26 protein-coding genes are annotated in these 23,517 nt (G+C 61.4%); 13 read left to right on the top strand and 13 right to left on the bottom strand.

Annotated features, from left to right (window positions below):
* Window positions 1–58: 58 nt before the first annotated feature.
* Window positions 59–724: a DNA-3-methyladenine glycosylase I gene (locus AC5SSZ_RS04290; protein ID WP_495437152.1), complete on the bottom strand. Its 666-nt coding sequence runs from the start codon at window positions 722–724 to the stop codon at window positions 59–61.
* A 238-nt stretch (window positions 725–962) separates the two neighbouring features.
* On the opposite strand from AC5SSZ_RS04290, the gene thrS reads away from it, so the two are divergent.
* From thrS to AC5SSZ_RS04265, 5 genes are all read left to right on the top strand, one after another.
* Window positions 963–2,909: a threonine--tRNA ligase gene (gene thrS, locus AC5SSZ_RS04285; RefSeq protein WP_274867187.1), complete on the top strand. Its 1,947-nt coding sequence runs from the start codon at window positions 963–965 to the stop codon at window positions 2,907–2,909.
* 232 nt (window positions 2,910–3,141) lie between these two features.
* Window positions 3,142–3,447, top strand: a complete 306-nt coding sequence (locus AC5SSZ_RS04280) for a BufA1 family periplasmic bufferin-type metallophore (RefSeq protein ID WP_065270710.1) — start codon at window positions 3,142–3,144, stop codon at window positions 3,445–3,447.
* A gap of 86 nt (window positions 3,448–3,533) precedes the next feature.
* Window positions 3,534–4,421 carry an MNIO family bufferin maturase gene (bufB, locus tag AC5SSZ_RS04275; RefSeq protein ID WP_495437149.1) on the top strand — a complete coding sequence of 296 codons (888 nt, stop codon included), beginning with the start codon at window positions 3,534–3,536 and terminating at the stop codon, window positions 4,419–4,421.
* Window positions 4,418–5,170, top strand: a complete 753-nt coding sequence (locus AC5SSZ_RS04270) for an HvfC/BufC family peptide modification chaperone (protein WP_495437147.1) — start codon at window positions 4,418–4,420, stop codon at window positions 5,168–5,170. The genes bufB and AC5SSZ_RS04270 overlap by 4 nt, the downstream gene beginning before the upstream one ends.
* A gap of 15 nt (window positions 5,171–5,185) precedes the next feature.
* Window positions 5,186–5,752, top strand: coding sequence for a DoxX family membrane protein (locus AC5SSZ_RS04265; RefSeq protein ID WP_274828400.1), 567 nt, complete (start codon window positions 5,186–5,188; stop codon window positions 5,750–5,752).
* A gap of 70 nt (window positions 5,753–5,822) precedes the next feature.
* Here the strand turns inward: AC5SSZ_RS04265 and AC5SSZ_RS04260 are convergent, their stop codons facing one another.
* The gene (locus AC5SSZ_RS04260; RefSeq protein WP_368947060.1) at window positions 5,823–6,140 is read right to left on the bottom strand and encodes an arsenate reductase family protein; all 318 of its coding nucleotides are present in this window, start codon (window positions 6,138–6,140) and stop codon (window positions 5,823–5,825) included.
* Window positions 6,141–6,360: 220 nt separating this feature from the next.
* Here AC5SSZ_RS04260 and AC5SSZ_RS04255 point away from each other — a divergent pair, with 220 nt between their 5' ends.
* Window positions 6,361–6,567 carry a cold-shock protein gene (locus AC5SSZ_RS04255; RefSeq protein WP_065270715.1) on the top strand — a complete coding sequence of 69 codons (207 nt, stop codon included), beginning with the start codon at window positions 6,361–6,363 and terminating at the stop codon, window positions 6,565–6,567.
* 58 nt (window positions 6,568–6,625) lie between these two features.
* On the opposite strand, the gene AC5SSZ_RS04250 is transcribed toward AC5SSZ_RS04255, so the two are convergent.
* Window positions 6,626–7,102: a dihydrofolate reductase gene (locus tag AC5SSZ_RS04250; RefSeq protein ID WP_274838496.1), complete on the bottom strand. Its 477-nt coding sequence runs from the start codon at window positions 7,100–7,102 to the stop codon at window positions 6,626–6,628.
* Window positions 7,103–7,116: 14 nt separating this feature from the next.
* Window positions 7,117–7,950 carry a thymidylate synthase gene (locus AC5SSZ_RS04245; protein ID WP_065270717.1) on the bottom strand — a complete coding sequence of 278 codons (834 nt, stop codon included), beginning with the start codon at window positions 7,948–7,950 and terminating at the stop codon, window positions 7,117–7,119.
* 247 nt (window positions 7,951–8,197) lie between these two features.
* Between AC5SSZ_RS04245 and AC5SSZ_RS04240 the strand changes: the two genes are divergently transcribed.
* The 3 genes from AC5SSZ_RS04240 (at window position 8,198) to AC5SSZ_RS04230 (ending at window position 11,177) form a co-directional block, all read left to right on the top strand.
* A complete protein-coding gene (locus AC5SSZ_RS04240) occupies window positions 8,198–9,244 on the top strand; it encodes a hypothetical protein (RefSeq protein WP_495437144.1) in 1,047 nt (348 codons plus the stop codon).
* A gap of 7 nt (window positions 9,245–9,251) precedes the next feature.
* Window positions 9,252–10,676 (top strand): hypothetical protein, encoded by a 1,425-nt coding sequence (locus tag AC5SSZ_RS04235; RefSeq protein WP_495437142.1) that lies wholly within the window; start codon window positions 9,252–9,254, stop codon window positions 10,674–10,676.
* A gap of 72 nt (window positions 10,677–10,748) precedes the next feature.
* Complete coding sequence (locus AC5SSZ_RS04230) at window positions 10,749–11,177, top strand: VOC family protein (RefSeq protein WP_065270720.1); 429 nt, start codon at window positions 10,749–10,751, stop codon at window positions 11,175–11,177.
* Window positions 11,178–11,625: 448 nt separating this feature from the next.
* Here AC5SSZ_RS04230 and AC5SSZ_RS04225 read toward each other — a convergent pair whose 3' ends face one another.
* From AC5SSZ_RS04225 to AC5SSZ_RS04215, 3 genes are all read right to left on the bottom strand, one after another.
* Window positions 11,626–12,123 carry a MarR family winged helix-turn-helix transcriptional regulator gene (locus tag AC5SSZ_RS04225; protein ID WP_197492335.1) on the bottom strand — a complete coding sequence of 166 codons (498 nt, stop codon included), beginning with the start codon at window positions 12,121–12,123 and terminating at the stop codon, window positions 11,626–11,628.
* A gap of 78 nt (window positions 12,124–12,201) precedes the next feature.
* Complete coding sequence (locus AC5SSZ_RS04220) at window positions 12,202–12,474, bottom strand: succinate dehydrogenase assembly factor 2 (protein WP_065270722.1); 273 nt, start codon at window positions 12,472–12,474, stop codon at window positions 12,202–12,204.
* 16 nt (window positions 12,475–12,490) lie between these two features.
* A complete protein-coding gene (locus tag AC5SSZ_RS04215) occupies window positions 12,491–12,889 on the bottom strand; it encodes a helix-turn-helix domain-containing protein (protein ID WP_274828393.1) in 399 nt (132 codons plus the stop codon).
* A 100-nt stretch (window positions 12,890–12,989) separates the two neighbouring features.
* Here AC5SSZ_RS04215 and AC5SSZ_RS04210 point away from each other — a divergent pair, with 100 nt between their 5' ends.
* Window positions 12,990–14,192, top strand: a complete 1,203-nt coding sequence (locus AC5SSZ_RS04210) for a pyridoxal phosphate-dependent aminotransferase (protein WP_274828392.1) — start codon at window positions 12,990–12,992, stop codon at window positions 14,190–14,192.
* A 16-nt stretch (window positions 14,193–14,208) separates the two neighbouring features.
* A complete protein-coding gene (locus tag AC5SSZ_RS04205; protein WP_065270725.1) occupies window positions 14,209–14,619 on the top strand; it encodes a hypothetical protein in 411 nt (136 codons plus the stop codon).
* Window positions 14,620–14,643: 24 nt separating this feature from the next.
* Here the strand turns inward: AC5SSZ_RS04205 and AC5SSZ_RS04200 are convergent, their stop codons facing one another.
* A complete protein-coding gene (locus AC5SSZ_RS04200) occupies window positions 14,644–15,996 on the bottom strand; it encodes an MATE family efflux transporter (RefSeq protein WP_495437138.1) in 1,353 nt (450 codons plus the stop codon).
* Window positions 15,997–16,199: 203 nt separating this feature from the next.
* Here AC5SSZ_RS04200 and AC5SSZ_RS04195 point away from each other — a divergent pair, with 203 nt between their 5' ends.
* Window positions 16,200–17,492: an alpha/beta hydrolase family protein gene (locus AC5SSZ_RS04195; protein ID WP_495437136.1), complete on the top strand. Its 1,293-nt coding sequence runs from the start codon at window positions 16,200–16,202 to the stop codon at window positions 17,490–17,492.
* Between the two features lie 64 nt (window positions 17,493–17,556).
* Here the strand turns inward: AC5SSZ_RS04195 and AC5SSZ_RS04190 are convergent, their stop codons facing one another.
* The 3 genes from AC5SSZ_RS04190 to ppk2 form a co-directional block, all read right to left on the bottom strand.
* Complete coding sequence (locus AC5SSZ_RS04190) at window positions 17,557–18,513, bottom strand: nickel/cobalt transporter (RefSeq protein ID WP_495437134.1); 957 nt, start codon at window positions 18,511–18,513, stop codon at window positions 17,557–17,559.
* A gap of 1 nt (window position 18,514) precedes the next feature.
* The gene (locus AC5SSZ_RS04185) at window positions 18,515–19,168 is read right to left on the bottom strand and encodes a DUF1007 family protein (protein WP_495437132.1); all 654 of its coding nucleotides are present in this window, start codon (window positions 19,166–19,168) and stop codon (window positions 18,515–18,517) included.
* Window positions 19,169–19,241: 73 nt separating this feature from the next.
* The gene (gene ppk2, locus AC5SSZ_RS04180; RefSeq protein WP_065270729.1) at window positions 19,242–20,180 is read right to left on the bottom strand and encodes a polyphosphate kinase 2; all 939 of its coding nucleotides are present in this window, start codon (window positions 20,178–20,180) and stop codon (window positions 19,242–19,244) included.
* Window positions 20,181–20,345: 165 nt separating this feature from the next.
* Here ppk2 and AC5SSZ_RS04175 point away from each other — a divergent pair, with 165 nt between their 5' ends.
* Window positions 20,346–21,224, top strand: coding sequence for an alpha/beta fold hydrolase (locus AC5SSZ_RS04175; RefSeq protein ID WP_495437129.1), 879 nt, complete (start codon window positions 20,346–20,348; stop codon window positions 21,222–21,224).
* A 46-nt stretch (window positions 21,225–21,270) separates the two neighbouring features.
* Here AC5SSZ_RS04175 and AC5SSZ_RS04170 read toward each other — a convergent pair whose 3' ends face one another.
* Both AC5SSZ_RS04170 and AC5SSZ_RS04165 read right to left on the bottom strand, forming a co-directional pair.
* The gene (locus AC5SSZ_RS04170) at window positions 21,271–21,879 is read right to left on the bottom strand and encodes a carboxymuconolactone decarboxylase family protein (RefSeq protein ID WP_274867203.1); all 609 of its coding nucleotides are present in this window, start codon (window positions 21,877–21,879) and stop codon (window positions 21,271–21,273) included.
* Window positions 21,880–21,955: 76 nt separating this feature from the next.
* Window positions 21,956–23,371 (bottom strand): pyridoxal phosphate-dependent decarboxylase family protein, encoded by a 1,416-nt coding sequence (locus AC5SSZ_RS04165; RefSeq protein ID WP_495437127.1) that lies wholly within the window; start codon window positions 23,369–23,371, stop codon window positions 21,956–21,958.
* Window positions 23,372–23,517: the final 146 nt, after the last annotated feature.

Here is a 23,517-nt window from a genome sequence, read left to right as displayed (position 1 = left end):
AATCCTCTGCCATGTCGTGGCGCCATATGCAAAACCAGCAACCCGTCGGCGGGCGAGCCTATATGCTGAGCGCGAGAATGCGGGAAATCTCTGCCAGAGGCCGCCCCGACTGCGCCTGCCATGTATTGAATGCCTCCTGCGCCGCCAGCATGGCCTTTCTTGATCCCGGCGGGCCCGATATCACCCCTTCAGCGGCAAGCCGACCGACCACGTCTTTGGTAAAGACATAGCCATCGCGCCCCATCTGCCGCAGGACATAGCCGCCGGTGGTGCCGCCCAACCGGGACCCTTCGGATTTGAGCCACAATAGCAGTTCCCCAAACCGGTCATCCGGCCAATCGGCGACCTTGCGGCCAAAACCACCCGCCTCTGCCGAGACCTCTTGAATGAAAACCGCGTTTTCCTGAATGGCGCGCAGTTTCGGGGCGTTGCGAATGATCCGCTTGTCCTGCAACAGCGCATCAAACCATTCATCGGACATTAGCGCCACGCGCCCCACCATGAACCCCTCGAAGGCGGCAACGATATCGTCCTCTTTGGCCTCGATCATCTTTGTGTTCATGCCGGTCGAAAAGATCCGCATCGCCATGGTTTGCAGCCAAGCCGCATCCGGGATCTCAGCCACCTCCGCCTTGGGGCGGATCGTCGGCAGCATGGCCGCAACCGCCTCGGCGCCGCCATGGCGATCCGCCGCCAAGTCCAATATCTCTTCAAAACTATGCATGGTGCTCTTTCTAATCGGGCAATCGGGCAAAACACCCGGGGATCGTGACCCCGCGCCCATCAAAAGGCAAGAATGGAAAGAAAACCAATATGCTGTGGCTTCTTCGTCTTTACTCAAGGTGACGCCAAGACAGACTGCAGTGGTTGACAGCGCCAGCGCCTCGGTCAAAAAGGGGCACACACACCATAACCCGCAACCGGGCGTTCAGTGGGCGCCAAACCGACGAGGAGCTGCCGATATGGCCCAGATCTCTCTCACCCTTCCCGATGGCAATGCACGATCCTATGACGCAGGCGTAACCCCTGCCGAAGTGGCTGCCGATATTTCGACCTCGCTGGCGAAAAAGGCGATTTCGGCCACCGTCGATGGCAAGCATTGGGATCTGCAATGGCCGATTGAGGCCGACGCCTCCATCGCCCTGCACACCATGAAGGACGAAGAGCAGGCGAATGAGCTGATCCGTCACGATCTGGCGCATATCATGGCGCGCGCGGTGCAGGAAATCTGGCCCGAGACCAAGGTCACCATCGGCCCGGTGATCGAAAACGGCTGGTACTATGACTTCGACCGCGCCGAACCCTTCACCCCCGAAGACCTTGGCGCCATCGAAAAGAAGATGAAGGAGATCATCAACAAGCGCGAACCCGTGACCACCGAGGTCTGGGATCGCGAACGTGCGGTGAAATTCTACGAAGCCAACAACGAGCCTTACAAGGTCGAGCTGATCGACGCCATTCCCGGCGACGAGCCGCTGCGCATGTACTGGCACGGCCACTGGCAGGATCTGTGTCGGGGTCCGCACCTTCAGCACACCGGACAGGTGCCGGGCGATGCCTTCAAGCTGATGTCCATCGCGGGCGCATACTGGCGCGGCGACAGCGACCGCGCCATGCTGCAGCGGATCTATGGCGTTGCCTTCACCGGCAAGGAAAAGCTGAAAGCCTACCTCACCATGCTTGAGGAAGCTGCCAAGCGCGACCACCGCAAGCTGGGCCGTGAAATGGACCTGTTCCACATGCAGGAAGAGGCCCCCGGTCAAGTGTTCTGGCACCCCAACGGCTGGAAGGTCTACACCACCCTGCAGGACTATATGCGCCGTCAACAGGAACGCGGCGGCTATGTCGAGGTGAACACGCCGCAGGTCGTTGACCGCAAACTGTGGGAAGCCTCGGGCCACTGGGACAAATACCAGGAAAACATGTTCATCGTCGAAGTGGACGAAGACCATGCCCGGGAAAAGGCGGTAAACGCGCTGAAGCCGATGAACTGCCCCTGCCACGTGCAGGTATTCAATCAGGGTCTGAAATCCTATCGCGATCTGCCGCTGCGCATGGCCGAGTTCGGCTCCTGTGCGCGCTATGAACCCTCTGGGGCGCTGCACGGCATCATGCGGGTGCGGGGCTTTACACAGGACGACGGCCACATCTTCTGCACCGAGGATCAGATCGAAAGCGAAACTGCGCGTTTCATCGACTTCCTGTCGAAGATCTACGCCGACCTTGGCTTCCACGACTGGACCATCAAACTGTCGACCCGCCCCGAGAAACGCATCGGCAGCGACGAAAGCTGGGACTTCGTGGAAAAGGCGCTTGGCGATGCCTGCAAGGCGGCCGGCTATGATTTCGAAATCCTCGAAGGCGAAGGCGCCTTTTATGGTCCCAAGTTGGAATTCACCCTGACCGATGCCATCGGCCGGAACTGGCAGTGCGGTACGCTTCAGGTGGACCCCAACCTGCCCGAACGCCTCGAAGCGACCTATGTGGGTCAGGACGGCGCCAAGCATCGTCCCTTCATGCTGCACCGCGCAACGCTCGGCTCCTTCGAACGTTTCATCGGCATCCTGATCGAGGAACACGCGGGCAAGCTGCCGTTCTGGCTGGCGCCGCGTCAGGTGGTTGTCGCTTCCATCACCTCGGAAGCCGATGATTACGTTGCAGAAGTCGTGGAAACGCTAAAAGCCGCAGGCGTGCGCGCCGAGGCGGACATCCGCAACGAGAAGATCAACTACAAGGTCCGCGAACACTCGCTGGGCAAGGTGCCGGTGATTCTGGCGGTCGGCCACCGCGAGGTCGAAGAGCGCACCGTTTCCGTGCGGCGCCTCGGTGAAAAACAGACCAAGGTCGAAACCCTCGCCGATGTAACAAAATCGTTGGGCCTTGAGGCCACGCCGCCGGATCTGCTGTAACAATTGCGGCTACCGCTATCAAAAACCGGCTCCCAATCGGGGGCCGGTTTTCATTTTATAGTTGATTAACGTTCCCAATCAGATGGTTAAACACTATCAGACTGTCACACTTCCTGACGCCCGCGTGACACACAGCCTCGTGAATTTAAAGACCTCCGGACCTGGGTTAGGGTTTTCACGTACCCCAAGGGTATACTCGATATACCGCAAAACCCGTTGAGGAGGACTTCATATGTCGAACCACGCAAAATCCCTCGCCGTCGCCAGCGCGGTTGCCGCTGCCCTGACCGCTGCAACCACCATGCCTGCCGCTGCGCAGAGCAAGGAAAAGTGCTACGGCATCTCCCTGGCTGGCCAGAACGATTGCGCCGCCGGCCCCGGCACCACCTGCGCGGGCAGCTCGGTCGTTGACTATCAGGGCAACGCCTGGACCCTGGTCGACGCAGGCACCTGCGCCGAAATCGAACTGCCGGAAATGGCAGACGGCACCGCGCGCAAAGGCTCGCTTGAGCCGCTGGAGCGCGACCTGCCCGCATAAGAATTATCTTCGTGAAGGGCGCGCAGCTGCCCGCCCTTCACATCTTCACCCCGCCCCAAGCCACGACCAGACGAGCAGGACACGCCATGCTGGACGCCGCACTTCCCAACCAACTGCCGACGACCCCCGGCGTGGGGTACAAGCCGCAGCATTTTGACGCCCTGATCCGGTCTGTGACGGATGAACACGGCCCCGGACCAGTGCGCTGGCTGGAAATCCATGCCGAGAATTACATGGGCGACGGCGGACGCCCTATCGCGCAGCTGCGTCATCTGGCCGAAAGGTTTGCCATTTCCGTGCACGGCGTGGGCCTGTCGATTGGCGGTGAAGCGCCGCTGGACCGTGACCACCTTGCGCGGTTGAAAAAGCTGGTCAACTGGCTGAACCCGGCGAGCTTCTCTGAGCATCTGGCCTGGTCCACCCATGACAGCCATTTCCTGAACGATCTGCTGCCCCTGCCCTATACCACAGAGACGCTGGAGCGGATCTGCGATCACATCGACCAGTTGCAGACCACCATCGGACGCAGCATGCTGCTGGAAAATCCGTCCAGCTATCTCGCCTTTGACGAAAGCGACTGGTCCGAGCCGGAATTCCTGGCCGAGATCAGCCGCCGCACGGGCTGCGGTCTGCTGTTGGACGTCAACAACGTCTTTGTCTCAGCGACCAATCTCGGGTTCTCGCCCACCGGATATATCGACGCCTTTGCGCTCGATAAGGTTGGCGAAATCCATCTGGGCGGGCACGACGAAGATGAAGACGATCACGGCGCGCCACTGCTGATCGACAGCCACGGGCGCGAGGTTGTGGACCCTGTCTGGTCTCTGCTCGACTACACCTTGGCCAAATCCGGTCCCAAACCTGTTCTGATCGAATGGGACACAGATGTGCCGGACTGGCCTATTCTGCGAAACGAGGCAATGCGCGCGGATCAGGCCCTGTCGAAAGTTGCCCCGGCACAGGTGGCGAGATGAAACTGTCGCAAACAGGGTTTGTCAGCGCCTTGCTGGCGCCGGATGCCCCGATTCCGGATGGGCTGTCGGATGGTGTTGGCCGTCCGGCTGGTAGCCGGTTTTCGGTCTACCGCAACAATGTGGCAGCCTCTCTGACAGAAGCCCTGCACGAAGGGTTCCCGGCGATCGCGGGCCTTTTGGGCAAGGCGAACATGGACGGGCTTGCCGGGCTTTACTTTCGCAAGCACCCGCCCGCCTCGCCCCTGATGATGCATTTCGGCGGCGATTTCCCTGATTTTCTGGCCGGGATGCAGCAGCTGAACCATCTGGGCTACTTGCCCGATGTGGCCCGTCTCGAACTTGCGCTGCGCCGCTCCTACCACGCAGCCGACGCAACGCCCGCCGCACGGAATGCGCTGGCCGGGATGTCCCCTGATGTGCTGATGTCACTGAAGGTGGGAATTGCCCCGGCGGTGGAACTGCTGCGCTCCGACTGGCCGCTGCATGACATCTGGCGTTTCGCCACGCAGCCCGACGCCCCCAAACCCCGAGCCGAGGCGCAGGACGTGCTGATTACCCGGCCCGAATTTGATCCCATCGCGCAGCCGCTGCACCCCGGCGGCGCTGATTGGATCGACGCCCTGATCCAGGGTCAAAGCATCGGGGCAGCCTATGAGGCGGCCCTGCAAGCGAGCCCTGATTTTGACCTCTCCCAACCGCTGACCCTGCTCTTAGAGGGCGGCGGGCTGACCGATCTTATGATCTCATGACATAAAGGAAAACCAATGCGTTCTGTTGTTTCGCTCCACAACGCGGTCTTCGGCCTCATCGAAACCGCGGGAAGCTGGCTGTTGCCTGCCCTCACCCGTTTCGTCTTTGCTGCAACCCTTCTGATGTACTTTTGGGTCTCCGGCGTCACCAAGCTGGGTGATGGCATTTTGGGCCTGTTCAGCCCATCTATGGGCGCCTATGCGCAGATCTTCCCGAAGCAATTCGAAGCCGTCGGCTATGACGTGTCGCAGCTCGGCGCATTCCACTGGCTGGTTGTCATGGCAGGCACCTGGGCTGAATTCATCCTGCCGCTGCTGCTGATCATCGGCCTGTTCACCCGTCTTGCCGCGCTTGGCATGATTGGCTTTGTCGTGGTGCAGTCCCTGACCGATATCTACGGTCACAACGGCACCGATCCGAAGACACTTGGCGCCTGGTTCGACCGCTTCCCGGACGGCATCATCCTGGATCAACGTCTGCTGTGGGTCTTCCTGCTCAGCGTGCTGGTGATCAAAGGTGCCGGCGCCCTGTCGCTTGATGCAGTGCTGCGCCGAAAATTCGCTGCGACCGATCCGGCCTGATCTCAACCGAAATCGTCACGCGTCATTCCCGCCATCCCCGCCAAAAACGGGGATGGCGTTTTTCGTTGCCTTATTCGGGCAAAAGCGCCTGCTGAACGCTCTTGTCCCAGCCAAGGTACAGCTTGCCGTCATCTTCGATCAGGGGCCGTTTCATCAGCGCCGGATGTGCGCGCAGCAGATCAAGCGCCGGGGTTTCCCGTTCAGCGTCGCTGAGCTCCCGCCATGTGGTTGAGCGCGTATTGACCAGTTTGCCTTCAAATTCAGCATAGGCGCGCTCCAGAACATCATCCGGCACGCCATCGGCCCTGACATCCACCAGTGTAGCCTCTGGCAAGAGTTTCAGTGCCTTACGGCAAGTATCACAGTTCTTCAGTCCAAAAAGCTGCATCGTATCATTCTCTTTCGCTTTGGATCGTTTCCCGTAATTTACGGAAGATTTTGAGGTCTGGTCTTGATTTTTTGTTCACGCATGTAACAGTCGGACTTGCCTAGACATTTTTCGGACGCCGTATAGCTCCTCACGCAGCATTGTCCGGCGCCGAAGAAAGGCAATTGTGAACGCCTTGGCAATATCCGGGGCGCGTATAAGGTAGAAGGAGACACGGAACATGCCAAGTGGCACCGTGAAATGGTTCAATAACACAAAGGGTTACGGATTTATCGAACCCGACACAGGCGGCAAGGATGTCTTTGTTCACATCTCTCAGGTCGAACGTTCCGGATTAAAGGGACTCTCTGACAATATGAAAGTCGGTTACGAGTTGACTGAAGGTCGCGATGGCCGACAGATGGCCGGTGAAATCACCGAACTCTGACGGGGGTGAGGCGGCGCGCACAGGCACGCCGATCCACGCGGCACCTCACCGGGCCATCTTATCGTCTGAGGTACTCTACCAAAGCGCAGGCCGGATCTGCCGCCCGTAAGGCGGTTGTTCCGATGGGGTTCCAATCCGCCTCGCTGAAATCGGGGAAGAACGTATCAGCGCCTTCGACGGCAACATCGACTTCGGTGATCAGCAGGCGATCAGCCAGCCCCATCATCGCAGCATAGATCCCGGCGCCGCCGATGCCATAGACGCGCCGGTATCCCTGTGCATAGGCCATATCGATGGCCTCCCCGATCGAGGCGCAGACGGTATCCGCTGCGGCGGGATCTGATGACACCACGATATTCAGGCGGTTTTTCAGCGGCTTGAACGGCAGGCTGTCCCAGGTCCGGCGCCCCATCACGATGGCACCGCCCAGTGTTTCACGCTGAAACGCCTTCAGATCCTCGGGCGCGTGCCAGGGTATCGTGTTGTCCTTGCCAATGGCGCCATCTCGGGCGCGGGCCGCGATCAGTGTAATCATCTCTGCCGCCCCCGTTAAACCGCGACCGGCGCCTTGATGGCCGGATCGGGATCGTAGTTCAGGAATTCAAAGTCCTCGTAGCGGAAGTCGAAAATCGATTTCACGTCCCGTTTGATCCGCAGCTGCGGCAGGGGTTTCGGCGTCCGCGACAGCTGCTCCTGCACCTGATCCATATGGTTTGCATAGATATGCGCATCCCCCATGGTGTGAATGAAATCGCCAACCTCATAGCCCGTTACATGCGCCAGCATCGCCTGCAACAGCGCGTAGGAGGCGATATTGAACGGCACGCCCAGGAACATGTCCGCCGAGCGCTGATAGAGTTGCAGATGCAGCTTACCGCCCAGGATCCGCACCTGCCACAGGGTATGGCATGGCGGCAGCGCCATATCCGGCACATCGCCCGGGTTCCAGGCCGACACGATCAGGCGGCGGCTGTCGGGCGAGGTTTCGATCATCTTCACCAGATCCGCGATCTGATCGACACTGCCCGCGCGATAGAGGGCTTCGTCCCCCGTGGTTCCGGGCACCAGATCCAGACGCGGGAACCGGCGCCACTGATAGCCATAGACCGGTCCCAGATCGCCATTCTCATCCGCCCATTCATCCCAGATCGACACCCCGTTCTCCTTCAGGTAGCCGATGTTGGTATCCCCGGAGAGGAACCACAGCAACTCGTGAATGATCGAGCGCAGGTGTAGCTTCTTGGTGGTGACCAGCGGGAACCCATCGGCCAGAGAGTAGCGCGCCTGCATGCCGAAACAGGACAGCGTCCCGGTCCCGGTGCGGTCACTGCTGCGGGTGCCATTCTCCAGAATGTGGCGCAAAGCGTCGTGATATTGCTGCAAAGGTCGTCCCCTCCCCGGCCGCGCCCGGTTGCCGGGCCGTTTCGCCTTTGGTCATACCCGTTGCACCGGCTCGCGCCAAGGCCTTGCGCCGCAGCGCCTGCTGCCAACACCCCAAAGACGAACTATGGCATTCAGGCCAGCCCCGCCGACAAAGTTTTCCCCATCCCGCAAATCCGTTGACTTTTTGGGAGCTGCGGCAAATTGTGAGAAAAAACCGCCCAGAAGTTCGAGCAGAGGCAGGCACATCATGAATAAGATTACTGGCGCATTTATTGCGGCGCTTGCGCTATCGGCGTGCGGCAACGGGAATCCGTTCACCGAAGACACGACTGATAACGGCGGCGACACTGGCACCGACACCGGAACAGATACCGGTATCGACGGGGACGGCCGCCCACCGGGGACCCCCTCCCCGACCGCTGACACCTCGATCTTCCGCCGCGAAGGTACCAGCACCGAAGACGCCTATATCGGCAATGGCTACGCCACCGAAATCAGCTATGACAGCAACAACGATACGTTCTCGGTGGACAACCTCGCCTTTGACGGGGACGGCACCTATGCCCGCGGCACCGCCGTCAGCAGCCTTGGCCCCTTTGCCGTTTACGAGGCCGACGCCCAGTACAGCGACATCACCGACAACGAGCCAATCAACCAGTTCACCCACCGGGCGATCTACGGCGTCAGCACCTCCGGCAACAGCAAATTCGCCATTGTCCGCACAGGCGCCTATGCCGGTTATGGCTTTGGCGGCTTCGTCTATCAGCGCGACAATTCCGTCACCCTGCCCAGCAGCGGACAGGCCCAGTACAACGGTTCCCTGGCCGGCCTACGGGACTACAACGGCGCCGCGGGGCTGGACTACACCACCGCCGACGTGCAGATCGCTATCGACTTTGACGACTTCAACCCGGCGACCGGCGGGCGCGGCGATGCCGTGAGGGGCAGCCTGACCAACCGGACCATCTACGACACTGCCGGCAATGACATCACCAATGACGTGATCAACCGGATCAACGTCGACAATAACCTGACCCTGTCCAGTATTCCGGTTGCCGTCTTTGATGTCGGCCCGAACAATCTGGATGACAACGGCGAAATCATAGGCACCCTGCAAAGCACCTATGTCGATGCCAACGGTACGGCCCAGACCTATGAAACCGGTAATTACTACGCGGTGGTCTCGGGTGACAATGCCGAGGAAATCGTCGGCGTCGTAGTGCTGGAAAACTCGCTTGACCCAGCTGCAAATTCCGTCCGCGAGACGGGTGGCTTCATCGTCTACAATAACTGAGCCTGTGATGCCGCGCGTTCAGCCGCTCAGCCAAGGTCTGGGCAGGGCTGCACTGGTCCTGCTCTGCGCGACGGTTCCGGCCTCTTTCGGGGCCGTGACCACGGCTGCGCCTTCGGGTGAAACGGTGCTGACCCCGGCTCAGATGCGCGCTGCGGCGACGCAGCTCTTGAAGGTCAGCAATCCAAAACAGGCCATGGCCCTGGCAGAGGCGCTGATCTCACGCGACCCAGAGGATCGCACCGCGCTCCTCATCAAATCGCGGGCAGCGCGGGATCTGGGCGACTATCCCACCGCACGAAAAACAGCCAAACAAGCCTGGTCACTGGCCGAAACCGACAGCGACCGATACGCAGCCGCCCTGATCATGGCGCAAGCGCTTTCCTCGGGCGGGCAACGCACCATGGCGCAATTCTGGCTGCGCCGTGCCGTGGAACATGCCCCGGACGAACAGCTGGAGCGCCGCGCAGTGCGCGATTTCCGATACCTGCGCGCCAGCACCCCCTGGCTGCATCGGTTTTCCTTTTCGGTTTCTCCCGAATCCAACATCAACAACGGCTCCTCCGAGCGGTCCTCGTTCCTGAATTACGAGCTGGCAGAGGTGCTTCTGGGCCAACCCGTGGAGTTCGAGCTGGGCGGCACCCAGATGGCGCTCTCTGGGATCGAATACGCAGTAGGCCTGCGCTCCCGATACCGGTTTCACGAAACCGAAACCCGGGCTCATGACCTCGCATTCTCGTTGGATGCGCGTAGCTATACCCTCTCTTCCGAAGCCAAGGCACAGGCGCCCGGCGCCGAGGGCAGCGACTTTGCCTTTGCCACATATCAGATGGGCTATGGCTTGCGTGGCATCAATCTGGACCGTAGGGGCGAATTCCGCGTCGCCGCCGATCTGGGGCAAAGCTGGTACGGCGGTGAGGAATACGCCCGCTTCCTGCGCCTCTCTGCCGGGCAAAGCTACAAGCTGGACCGCGGCCGCCGGATCAACGCGCGCCTGTCGCATGAAATTCAGGACGGTGTCGCGACCAGCGACCAGGACACCTGGCGCGCAGATCTTTCCTACAGCTTCAAGCTGCCCTCTGGCGCAACGCTCTGGACCAACCTGTCTGTGGCCGGGGCAACGTCAAACTATGCCCCCGACGAATTTGAGGAGGTCGGCCTGCGCACCCAGCTGACGCTGGGCAAGCCGATCCTCGGCGCGACGGCGCAATTCGGTCTTTGGGGGCGGATCCGGGATTATGACGTCTCCCCGCACAGCCCGGACGGGCGCCACGATGACCGCTACCAGGCAGATGTTTCGCTCACCTTCAACAAGATTGATTACTACGGTTTCAACCCGACGGTCAGCATTTCAGCATCCAAGCTCGACAGCAATATCGGCCTCTATGAATCGCATCGCTTCGGCGTGAACTTCGGCATTCAGTCGGCTTTCTGACCCCCGCCCCCTCGACTTTCCGGACCTGAAGGTTACTGTCGGCCCGAACGTGATCAGATCAGGGAAAATCACATGCCCCTTACCTATTTGCACACTATGGTCCGCGTTAAGGACCTTGAGAAATCCATGGCCTTTTACAAGCTTCTGGGCCTTGTAGAGACGCGCCGCTATGACAGTGAGCAAGGCCGGTTCTCTCTCATCTTCCTCGCGCCTCCGGGTCAGGAAGATGCCCCGATCGAGCTGACCTACAACTGGGATGGCGACGACGGACTGCCGAGCGACAGCCGCCATTTCGGTCATCTCGCCTATGGCGTCGATAACATTTACGAGATGTGCCAGCACCTGATGGACAATGGCGTCACCATCAACCGCCCGCCGCGCGACGGGCGCATGGCCTTCGTGCGTTCCCCCGACAATATCTCGGTCGAGCTGCTGCAGAACGGTGAAGCTCTGGAACCGGCAGAGCCCTGGGCCAGCATGGAAAGCTCCGGGCACTGGTAAAGCCAGCAGCCCTCCGGTTGCTGGGCCAGAGCACAGGAGCCGGTTAAGGACACCAGAACAGAACACGTGAAAAAGGCGGCCCCGTTCCCGGGGCCGCCTTTTTCTGTTTTTGTCGCCTTTATTGTCGCTCAGCGCCGCGGTGATCTGCGGGCAGCGCGTGTACCTCTATACGCCCCCTGCCGTGTTCGGCCTGTCGGGGCCTTGATCTTTACTGGCTAAACACCGTTTCCCTTTGGGGCCATGTATTGATCTGTTGAGGCATTCTTGCCTGTGCGACACTCACCCTCGCGGCTGAGCTCCTGTAGGTCGCAAACGGTTCACTCTTGAATTCTTCAAGTCGGGTTTTTGGCTGCGTTTTACAGCCGTACTAGGGTCTTCTTAACAGGTAGATCGAGCAGCCTTTCTGGCTGCATGGCAGCGGCTTTGGACCAAACGGTCCAGCACCAAATCAGTAGATGTAGCGGATCTGGTCAGACCAGTAGCGCTCCACACGTTTCAGCGAGGCGGTAATGTCTGCAATACCCTCTCCGCTGATGACACCTTTGCCTTCCAGGCCTTCTGCGTGACGCGAGAACAGCCCAGCCACGATATCGCGGATTTCCCGGCCACGCGGCGTCAGACGCACACGCACCGACCGGCGGTCGATTTCGCAGCGCTGGTGATGCATGTATCCCATGTCGACCAGCTTTTTCAGGTTGTAGCTGACGTTGCTACCTTGATAGTAGCCACGCGTCTTCAGTTCGCCAGCGGTGACTTCATTGTCGCCGATGTTGAACAGTAATAGCGCCTGGACGGCGTTGATTTCCAGAACGCCTACGCGTTCAAATTCATCCTTGATCACATCCAGCAACAACCGGTGCAGACGTTCTACCAGCGCCAGTGCTTCAAGGTAGCCAGTCATGAACCCTTTTCGGTCCTGCTGGCCAATTGGCAATTCCATACTCATTCGCATCTCCGACTCGAATTTGCTGAGAGACAGAATGCCTACAATTTCCGAAAAATCAGTTAAGCTGAATTTTTATGATTATTGATAGGTTTGCGCAATGTGTTGAACCAGCTCAGAAAACGCTTCGGGCGCCGAGACCTGCCCCGTAACCCATTGATATAAATCCTGATCATTTTCATGAAGCAGCCGGTCATAGAGGTCGAGATCCGCCTCTGACATGGCCGCAAGGTTGGCCTCAGCATAAGCGGACAGAAGAATATCCATCTCTTTGATTCCACGCCGCATCGACCGCATCTGCAAACGCTTCAGCCGGTTTTCGCGTGTTTCTGCCCCAGGGGTCTGTCCGCTCATGTGAGTCGCTCTCGTCTTATTGTGCTGCGTTTTGTAGCAGGTTCCGCAGTTTCTTTTCCAGCCGCGCAGCGCGGTCCGAACCGGCGCGCAGCTCGGCGCGCAACTCGCGCAGCTCGCTCAGCACGGAAGAGAAATCGCCAGCCTCCAGTTCCAGCTCGCCCGGCTCGGGCATGCCGTCGCCTTCGCCCGTCAGCAGCCAGGTCATCGACACGTTCAGCAAGCCGGACATCATCGACAGTTTATTGGCACGCGGCTCGGACAGGTCCTGTTCCCAGCCCGACAGGGTACTTTTCTTGACGCCCAGACGCCGCGACAGCTGGCCCTGGGTCATGCCGGCCGCCTCTCTTGCAGCTGCCACGCGGTCGCCGAACGTCGCGGCCTCCGGTCCGAACCAGTCTGTTGTATCGTTGGCCATTTTGGCTCTCCCTTAATTGAACGCGCCAATGCCGCTTGATCGCGATTTGGCCGCACCCTATGACAGTTAACAGCAACATACAAACCGGGGCCACTCCGCCATGTCTTTTCTGTCAGCAACACTTTCTCGCGTAAAACCGTCACCCTCTATTGCCATCAGCACCCTTGCCGCCGAGCTGAAGGCGCAGGGGCGCGATGTGATCGGTCTGAGCGCCGGTGAGCCGGATTTCGACACGCCCCAGAACATCAAGGACGCTGCCGTCGCCGCCATCGCGGCGGGCAAGACGAAATACACCGCACCCGACGGCATTCCCGAGCTGAAACAGGCGATCTGCGCAAAGATGAAGCGCGATCACGGGCTGGATTATACCCCGAAACAGGTCTCGGTCGGCACTGGCGGCAAACAGACGCTTTATAATGCGCTGATGGCAACGCTGAACCCGGGCGACGAGGTGATCATTCCAGCCCCCTATTGGGTCAGCTATCCCGACATGGTGCTGCTGGCCGGCGGAACCCCGGTCCCGGTCGAAGCCTCGCTGGAAAGCGATTTCAAACTGACACCCGAGCAGCTCGAAGCCGCAATCACCCCGAAGACCAAGTGGTTCATCTTCAACTCGCCCTCCAACCCCAGCGGTGCGGGCTATAACCGGGCCGAGCTGAAGGCGTTGACCGACGTCCTGATGCGCCACCCCCATGTTTGGGTGATGACCGATGACATGTATGAACATCTGGTCTTTGACGGGTTCGAATTCTGCACCCCTGCCGAAGTGGAGCCGGGCCTTTACGAGCGGACCCTCACCTGCAACGGCGTGTCCAAGGCCTATGCCATGACCGGCTGGCGCATTGGCTATGCGGCGGGGCCTGAGCATCTGATCGCCGCCATGCGCAAGGTGCAGTCGCAATCGACCTCGAATCCCTGCTCGATCAGCCAGTGGGCCGCTGTCGAGGCGCTGAACGGGCCGCAGGATTTCATTGCCGAGAATAACGTCGCCTTCAAACGGCGCCGCGATCTGGTGGTGGCCGCGCTGAATGATATCGACGGGATCACCTGCCCGACACCCGAAGGCGCCTTCTACGTCTACCCCTCCATCGCCGGGCTGATTGGCAAGACGACGCCCAAGGGCACCGTCATCAGCGATGACGAAGCCTTTGCCACCGCGCTCCTGGAAGAGCAGGATGTGGCCGTGGTCTTTGGCGCGGCCTTTGGCCTGTCGCCGAACTTCCGCATCAGCTACGCCACCTCGGACGAAGCGCTGGTCGAGGCTTGCCGCCGCATCAAAAGCTTCTGCGACACCCTTAGCTGAAACGGAGAGACCGCCTATGTCCGCTGCGCTGCCCGAGTATTACTTCCGTGTCCGCGAAAACGGGGCTTTCGTGTTCCGTGTGGATACAGAAAACCGCCAGCGCCGGATCGACATGGATCAGATCGCCGTTGTGAATACACGCAACGGCGAGATCCGCCCGCATGGGGACCGCCAGCTTTCCGCGCGCGACATGGAGGCGATCGAGACCTGGATGGCGGACCGCATTGCCACGCTGGCGCGGCGGGACATTGATGACATCCACCGGGCGGTGGACCATTTGAACCTCACCGCCCATTGGGTGCAAAGCAAGGCCACCGACGAACAGCTGGACGAGGTGTCCGATGCCCTGCTGATGGCGATGCACGACCTGCGCTCGGTTCTGGTGCGCAAGAAGGCCGACCAGCTGATGAAATCTCGCAAGGACTGAGCCGACCGGCCTCAGACACCTGCATTAGATCGCGGGGGCTGGAACCCTCTGGGCGGCTTGACGCCAGAACCGGATCAGCAGGAAGAACCCTGCGCAGCTGAGCCCCAGCGCCAGCCCGTACCAGACCCCGACACCGCCCCAGCCGAAGGCAAAGCCGAACAGGTAGGAGGCAGGGATACCGACCACCCAATAGCTGAGCGCGGCGATCACCATCGGAACGCCGGTGTCCTGCACCCCGCGCAACAACCCCAGAACCACCACCTGCATACCATCCATCAGCTGAAACAGCGCCGCCGCAGCCAGCAGCCCAGCGCCGATGAGCAGGATCTGCGGCTTGTCCGGATCATCCGTGCCAAGAAACAGCGAAATCAGCGGATCCGGCGCGGTCAGGAACAGCACGATCGTTGCAACCGACATGGCCAGCGACAGGGCGATGACCACCTTCGCCCCGCGGGCCATATGGGGCCAGTCGCGGCGGCCATAGGCGTTGCCGGATCGGATCGTCGCCGCGTTGCTGAGACCGAGGTGCACCATGAACGTGAGTCCAGACAGCGAGATCGCAATCCCATGCGCCGCCAGGGTGGCCGTCCCCAGCCAGCCCATCATCATCGCAGACGCGGTGAATAGGCTGATCTCGCTGAGATTGGTCAGCCCGATGGGTACACCAAGGCGGAAGACCTCGCGCAACATCTCCCAGTCGGGGCGGTGAAAATTGCGCATCAGCTCATGCTCGGCCAGCGCCTTCAGCGCATAGGCAAGCACTGCCACCAGCGACACAAGCTGTGTCATGACGGAAGCAATCGCCGCCCCGGTGATGCCCAGCTCCGGCGCGCCCCAGTGGCCAAAGATCAGCGCGTAGTTCACCACGGCATTGACGAGAGCCGCCAGCACCGTAACCCAAAGCACGACCTGCGTGCGCTCCAGCGCCGCCAGATAGGATTTCAGCACCATCACCAGGAGCGCCGGGAACAACCCCCAGCCTGCAATACGCAGATAGGCTGAGGCATCCGCCGCCACCCCCGGTTTCTGCCCCAGCATCAACAACAGCGGCTCGGAATACCACAGCACCGGCATCGCCAGAACGCCGTAGGCCAGCGACAGCCACAGCCCCATGCGGGTGGAGCGTCGGATCTGGCGCTCTTCCCCAGCGCCTGCTGCGGCCGCCACCAGCGGCATCACGGCAAAGGCAAAGCCGGCCCCCAGCATGAAAAAGACAAAGAAACAGGATCCGGCCAGCGTCACCGCCGCCAGTTCATCGACGCCATACCAACCCAGCATGATGGTATCGGTCATGTTGATCGCGAACTGGGCCACATGGCCGCCGATCAGGGGCAGGCCCAGAACCGCCACGGCCCGGGCATGTGCACGATATGTCATCACAGTTTCCATGCTCTCGCATTAGGGCCGCCCGCCCCCTCTGGCAAGAGGTTACGTCTCATCTTGAAACGTTCCTCCCTGGCTGCCAGTCCAACACTGCCAAACCCGAATGACGCAGTGTCACGCGGAAATTGCACAACATCCGCTACACATGTCGTGACCACGGGCTACCGTGGGCCCATTGGTTTCAACAGGAGAGCATTATGCGCGAACAGATTGCAGCGATCGGACTTGCGGCGGGACTGGCTGCGGGCACGGCGGCAGTGGCGGAAAACCGTATTGACCGGATCCGCCCCGATGCGCCCGAACTGGCGGCCTTTGGACCCCATCCGATCGGGGTACAGACGCTGACCTTCACCCACCCTGGACAACACGACATCCTCAATACAACGGCCGACAGTCAGCCGATCTATGACCGCCCTCTGACAGTCGAAGTCTGGTATCCGGCCGCCCCCGGCACCGAACCCGGCGGCAGCTATCGCACCGTCCTGCGTGATGGCGCGACCGAAGTCACGTTGCAGGGCCGCGCTGCCCGCGCGGCAGAGCCCGCAACCGGCGCCCGCTTTCCGCTGGTGGTGATCTCTCACGGCTATCCCGGCAACCGCTTCCTGCTGTCGCATCTGGGCGAAAACCTGGCCTCCAAAGGCTATGTGACCGTCTCCATCGACCATACCGACAGCACTTACTCCGATCAGGCGGCCTTTGGCTCGACTCTGCTGAACCGCCCTATCGACCAGAGATTCGTCATCGATCAGATGGCCGCCCTCGACGGCCCGCTGGGCGCCATCACCGATGTCTCGCAGACCGGCGTGATCGGCTATTCCATGGGGGGCTATGGCGCCCTGATCTTTGCCGGGGCGGGCGTCACCCAGGCCTCGACCGAATACAGCTGGGGCACGCCCGCCGGGCTGCTGTCGCGGCATCTAGCCGGATCGGACAGCCACAAGGCGCTGGTGGACGAGCGGGTCAAGGCGGTGATCTCCATCGGTCCCTGGGGCATGAACACCGGGTTCTGGGATGCCACCGGGCTAGCAGGCGTGGAAAAGCCAGTGATGATGATGGCGGGCAGCGCCGATGATGTGTCGAAATACCCCGCCATGCGGCAGATCTTCGAAGGCATGGTCAACACCGACCGGCATCTTCTGACCTTTGAGGCAGCCAACCACAATGCCGCCGCCCCGATGCCCGCCCCGATCGAAAGCTGGCAACCGGTGGAAACACTCGATTTCGTGCCGTTTGAACACTATGCGGATGCGGTCTGGGACACCAACCGGATGAACAATATCGCACAGCACTTCGCCACGGCCTTCATGGATCTGCACTTGAAAGGCGCCGAGGACAAAGCCGCGTATCTGGAGGTGATCCCGCGCGCGGCGGATGGCGTCGTCGACACAGACGATGCGGGCAAGGAAGGCCCCGGTCATACCTATTGGAAAGGCTTTGCACCGCGCACCGCGCAGGGGCTGACCTTTGAAACCCTGCCAAAGGGCGAATAGTCACTTAGACAGCCAAGCCCCGCTGCCGGAGCAACCGGCTGGCGGGGCTGATCCGAACGACAGATCAGATCGCCCGCAACATGATCTGAACTGCCAGAAGCGCGATTACCCCTCCGGCCAGCAATTCAAGCCCCGCCGCCAGAGCCAGCGCGCCGCGCCCCTGCATCCGGTCCAGTGCGCCCTGCCGCAGGCTGACCGAGGCAACGGCCACTGCGACCGTAACGCTGGCCGTGCCCAGCCCCATGGCGAAGGCCCCGGCGATCCCCGCGGGCAGCACATCCATGCGCCATGTCACCAAGAGAAGAAACACCGCGCCGGTACAGGGACGCAGCGCCACCGCGCCGATAATCGCCAGCGCATCGCGCAGCCCGTGAACCTGTGCCGCCTCTTCCAACGTCGGACCATGCCGGTGACCGCAGCTTGGGCAGGCATCTGCTGAATGATCGTGATCATGGTCGTGGCTGTGCATATGGCCGTGGTCACAGGCCGCGACCAGCCCATCCACCTTCGCAGCAGAAGGACTTTGCCGCGCGCGCAGCAGGCGGCGCGTCCCGCGCTGGAACAGGTACACGCCTACCAGCGCGATCAGACCATAGGACAGCGGCGCCAGGATCTCCTCTGCTATGCTGGTCATGCGCTCCCGGCCCCAGTCCATCACGGTCAGGCCGCCTGCGACCAGCACAACCGCCGTCGCCGCCTGCGCCAGCGAGGAGGCCACCGCCAGCGCAGCCAAACGCCCCATGGCCACCGAGCGGTCCATACCATAGCCGCCGATCACCAGCTTCCCGTGCCCCGGTCCTGCTGCGTGAAAGAACCCGTAGGCGAAACAGAGCGACAATAGCGAGATCAGCGCACCCGGTTGACCGGCCTTCAGCGCCCGCAGGCCCCGCGCCAGCGCCGATTGCGCCTCGCGCTGGCCAGAGGCCGCCCAGCGCGCCACATCCTGCGCCCCGCCAAATCCCCAAAGCCAGATCGCAATGACAAGGGCCGCGAGTGCAGCAAATGCTGTAAGGGCCCGCATCTCAGCCCCCGCAGATCAGCTGCACTGTATCGGCAAAGGCCTCTCCGACCTCCGGATAGGCGGCCTCAGCTTGATCAGCAGGCATGGCGTAAAGCAGTTCTTCGACCAGCGTGTAGGCACGATCGAGATCCGGTTCGGTGATTTCGGCCCGGCACCCTGCCCCGACCGACACGCCCTGGTTGACCGTATAGGCCGTGTAGTAAGTGGGATCATAGGCCCGGATCACAACGGCCTCCGCCGGGACCGGCGCCTTCAGCCCGCGCCGGTGGCGGGTGGTGATCCGCCCGTCAACCACTTCGGTCGACAGGTGTTCTGGCGCCATCAGGGCCAGCGGCGCCTCGTTCCGGGTTAGATAGGTGTCCCCGGCATAGCCTGCGCTCCAATTGAGATCAAAGCCTTTGAGGCGCGCAAGTTCATCATCGGTCAGGACGCCGTCCGCATCCGGGTCCAGCCCTAGATCCTCGAAAATCAGCAGCGAATAGAATTCATCATAGGCCCAGGTGACCTCGACCGCCTCCAACTCTCCGCCCGCGCCGATCTCCATCGCCAGACCGGTATCCACAAAGATATGCGGATGCGCCTGCACAGCAGCAGGCGCAACAGCGGTGCAGGCGGCAAAGACCGGCCCTGTAAGGCGTTTTTGCAGCGTTTTCATATCCTTTGGTTTAGCCGCAAGCCCCGCCCACAACAAGACGGCATCCCGCCGCGCCAAGGTGGATCGGCAAAGGTCAGCGCAGCCGGGAATTGGGGTGCAGCGCCTTCCCTAGAATATGGTCCGAGCGGTGGATCACATGATGTGCCTGACCGATGATCAGCGGATCCGGCGCCGTGGCGATTTCAGGGTCCTTGCCGGGATAATCCAGCGTGCTGAGGAAATGGCGCATGCAGTTCAGCCGCGCCCGTTTCTTGCAGTTGGATTTCACCACCGTCCACGGCGCATCTGCGGTGTCGGTGTAAAAGAACATCGCCTCTTTCGCCTCGGTATAGTCATCCCATTTGTCCAGCGAGGCCTTGTCGATCGGTGACAGCTTCCACTGTTTCAGCGGATCAGTCTCGCGCGATTTGAACCGGCGCAGCTGTTCGTCCTGCGTCACCGAGAACCAGTATTTGTAAAGTCGGATACCCGAGCGCACCAGCATCTGTTCCAGATCCGGTGTTTGGCGCATGAACTCCAGATATTCGCTCGGCTCGCAAAAGCCCATCACCCGCTCGACCCCGGCGCGATTGTACCAGGAGCGGTCATAAAGCACGATCTCGCCGCTGGTGGGCAGGTGTTGCAGGTAGCGTTGGAAATACCATTGCCCGCGCTCTTCGTCGGTCGGCTTGTTCAGCGCCACGACGCGTGCATGGCGGGGGTTCAGGTGCTCAGTAAAGCGTTTGATCGTGCCGCCCTTGCCCGCCGCATCACGCCCTTCGAACAGCATGACGAACTTTTCCCCGGTCTCCAGCGCCCAGTGCTGCACCTTCAGAAGCTCCGCCTGCAGCTTTGCCTTCTCTTCTTCATAGGCTTTGCGGGCCATTTTGCGGGCATAGGGGTACTTGCCGCTTTCAAAGGCGCGGCGGATTTCCTCAGGCGCGGGCGGGCGCGGCGTAGCGCTTGGCTGGGGGGTGCTGGTGTTCGCGGCGGCTGGCCCTGCGGGAACTGGCTGTGCGGGGGGTGTGGACATATGGAACTCCTTACAATCACATTTGCCGCCAGCTTACCGGCTTTGCTGCGCGAGCGCGCTGACCTGTATCAAAGGACGGGCGCAAATTGGGTGTCACGTGACGAAATCGTTGCGCCCTGTGCGGTCTGGCATCAGCCTGTTCTTGATAGCGCGGAGGATTTCAGCATGCAGGCAGGTTTCGAGACACTGAACGGCAAAGCCTTTTTCGTCCGCCGCTGGGGCGACCCTGCCCTGCCGCCACTGCTGATGCTGCATGGGTTTCCCGAATATGGCGGCGCCTGGCAGGAACTAGCCGAACGCCTGTGCCACAGGTTTCACTGCATCGCACCGGATCAGCGCGGATATGGCCAAAGCTGGGCGCCGCAGGACGTAGGCGACTATACCACTTCCAGACTGGTCACAGACATGGCGGATCTGATCCCTACGTCCGGCGCCCCGGTCACCGTGCTGGGACACGACTGGGGTGCAGCAGTGGCCTATGGTCTGGCGATGTTCCGACCCAATCTGGTGTCGCGGCTGATCATCGCCAATGGTGTGCACCCGGTGCCCTTCCAGCGGGCGCTGGCTACCGGTGGACCACAGGCCGCCGCCTCGCAGTATATCGCCGACCTGCGGCGCGACGGATCGGAGGCAGATCTAATGGCCAATGATTTCGAAAAGCTACTGGCGGTGTTTGGTGCCCCGATGGATATGAGCTGGCTCAGCGGTAAACGGCTGGAGGCCTACAAGGTGGAATGGTCCCGCCCCGGCCGCCTTCGCGGCATGGTTAACTGGTACCGGGCCTCGCCTTTGCAACTGGCCCAGCCCGGCAGCCCGATCCCAATGCCGGACCTGCCGCTGACCCGGTTGCAGGTTCCCCAGCCGCATCTGCTGATCTGGGGCGCGGATGACAGCGCCCTTTTGCCCGAAGCGACCGAGGGGCTTGAGGATTTCGCCCCCAACCTGACACGCATCACCCTGGAGGGCTGCGATCACTGGCTGCACCATCAAAGACCCGATGAGATGAGCCATGCGATCCTGACATGGTCAGCGCAGAACGTCTGACGCGGGACTGGATCGCAGGCGCATCTGTCTTGCGTCTTGCCGCGGCTTACTTGTGCCCCCAATCGTTCGGATCTTCCGAGTTGTTGGGGCTAAGGCCCAGCACATCGCCATCGGTCGAGCAGCCAAGCCCCAGAACGGTCCGGTTGGCGTAGGAAAAATAGGCTGTGACCTGATTGATTTCGAGGATCTCCCCATCGTCAAACCCGGCATTGCGCATCGCCTGAATGTCGGATTGCTCAACACTCGCAGGCGCCTCGGTCAGCTTGCGCGCATAGCCCATCGCAACCTTCTGCGCAGGCTCCAGCGGTGCCGCCTCGGGATCGCGCGCCTCGATCGCCGCCCGGATCGCCAGACCGCGTTCTTCGTCCTTCAGCAGGCGCTGCAACCCTGCAAAGTGATGCTCCACGCAATAGGCGCAGTCATTCAGAGAAGACACCCAGACGCCAAGCACCTCCAAGAACCACTTGGGAATGGTATTGCCGGTGTGGTGCAGGACGTTCTTGTAGATCGCCATATGCCCTTCCATCGAATGCGGGCGCAGGCTGTGCACCATCATGATGTTATCTACATTGCCGCCCGGCCCCGTCACCCGGTCGTAAAGTTTCTTCAGCTTCCCGGTGGCCTCGTCAAAGGGGACGGTTCTGATCCACGCCATATGCACTCTCCTCTTGCTTTGCGGCAGCTTAACCAACCGCAGCGCCGGGGAAAGAGGCAAAGCCGAAACGAAGTGATCACAAATCGGACAGTTCTGCCCGGCGCGCCACCGCAGCAATGGCCGCAGTGATATCCTCGTCCCGCGTGCGGTGGTTCGTCAGCGCGGCGCGCAGCAGGACCCGGTCCCCCATGCGTGTGGTGGAAAATACCGCTTCGCCGCTTTCCTGCAGGTCCTGGGCGATTGCAGTATTAAGCCGCGTTTGCTCCGCAGCAGGCAGATCCTTCCGCGCGGTGAAGACGCAGACGTTCGACACCACCGCAGCGCCCAGCGCCATGCGCGGCTGTTTCTCGACCTCATCGGCCATCAGAGCCGCAAGTCGGCAGTTGTCGGTGATCGCTGCAGCAAGCGCCTCTTCACCATGCATTTCCAGCGCGCACCAGACCTTGAGGCCCCGATTGCCGCGTGACAGATCGATGCCATAGTCGCAGAACCACGGATCGCCGCCTGCCAACCCGCGCTCGGCGCCCTCCAGATAGGCTGGGCGGGCGGCAAAGGCGGCGCGATGGGCGGCCTCATCCGCGATCAAAACCAGACCGCAGTCATAGCCCACATACATCCATTTATGGAAATCGAGCGCTATACTGTCGGCCCGCCCGATCCCGTTGCTGAGGCGGCGCCATGGCTCTGCCGCGATGCGCGTCCAGGCGCCAAAGGCCCCGTCCACATGCAGCCACAGCCCGTGATCCACTGCCAGATCCGCAAGAGATTCGAGATCGTCGAACAGGCCCAGATCCACAGACCCAGCAGTCCCGACAAGAAGGAAGGGCACCGCACCTGCTCCCCGGTCCGCAGCGATCATGTCGGCCAGCGCCGCGGGGTCCATCTGCCCGTCCACCAGTGGCACCTGCCGCAGGTTCTCCGCGCCAACCCCGATCAGCTCCAGCGCCTTGCGGGTCGCATTATGCACCCCGACGCCTGCATAGGCCGTGAGCCGCACCGCGCCCTGCCCTGTCTGCCGCACCTCGGGCAAGGCCCGCACCCGCGCGGCCTGAAAGGCAATCACTGTTGCCTGCGACGTGCCCGTGGTCAGAACCCCGCTGGCGCCCTCTGGCATCCCCATCCGGCGGCGGGTCCAGTCGATCACAGCGCGCTCCATATAGACGGCGCCATGATCGCGCCCGCCGACATTGGCGTTGACCACCGCGCCCGCCATGCCCGCGATCAGGTCGGAGGCCAGCCCAGAGCCCTGCACCCAGCCCCAGAACCGCGGATGCACGTTACCGCCATGATGGGGCAATACATCCCGCTCGATCCGTCCCACCAGATCACCGCCCTGCCCGATCCGATAGCGCGCAGGCAGATCTTCGGGAACCGGTTGCCAGGGACGGTCACGGATCTGTTCCAGCTGGTCCAGCGATGCCTCCAGCATCCGGTGCGCCTCGGCCCGGAATGCGGTCCAATCCTTTGGGTCCAGCCCATCACCCTTGCTCATGCCCGTCCCCTCTCTTGCGCGATTTGCCTCCTTACATGGCACAGCGCCGCAGGGTTATCCACAGGCCCCGTCGCCCTCTTCCCCGCGGCGCTGACACCTGCCATAATGCCCCTTAACCAAAAGCAACCAAGAGCAGCCCGAAACAG

The organism is Phaeobacter sp. CC-HEC084 (assembly GCF_059429255.1).
This window is presented reverse-complemented; position numbering and strand designations above follow the sequence as displayed.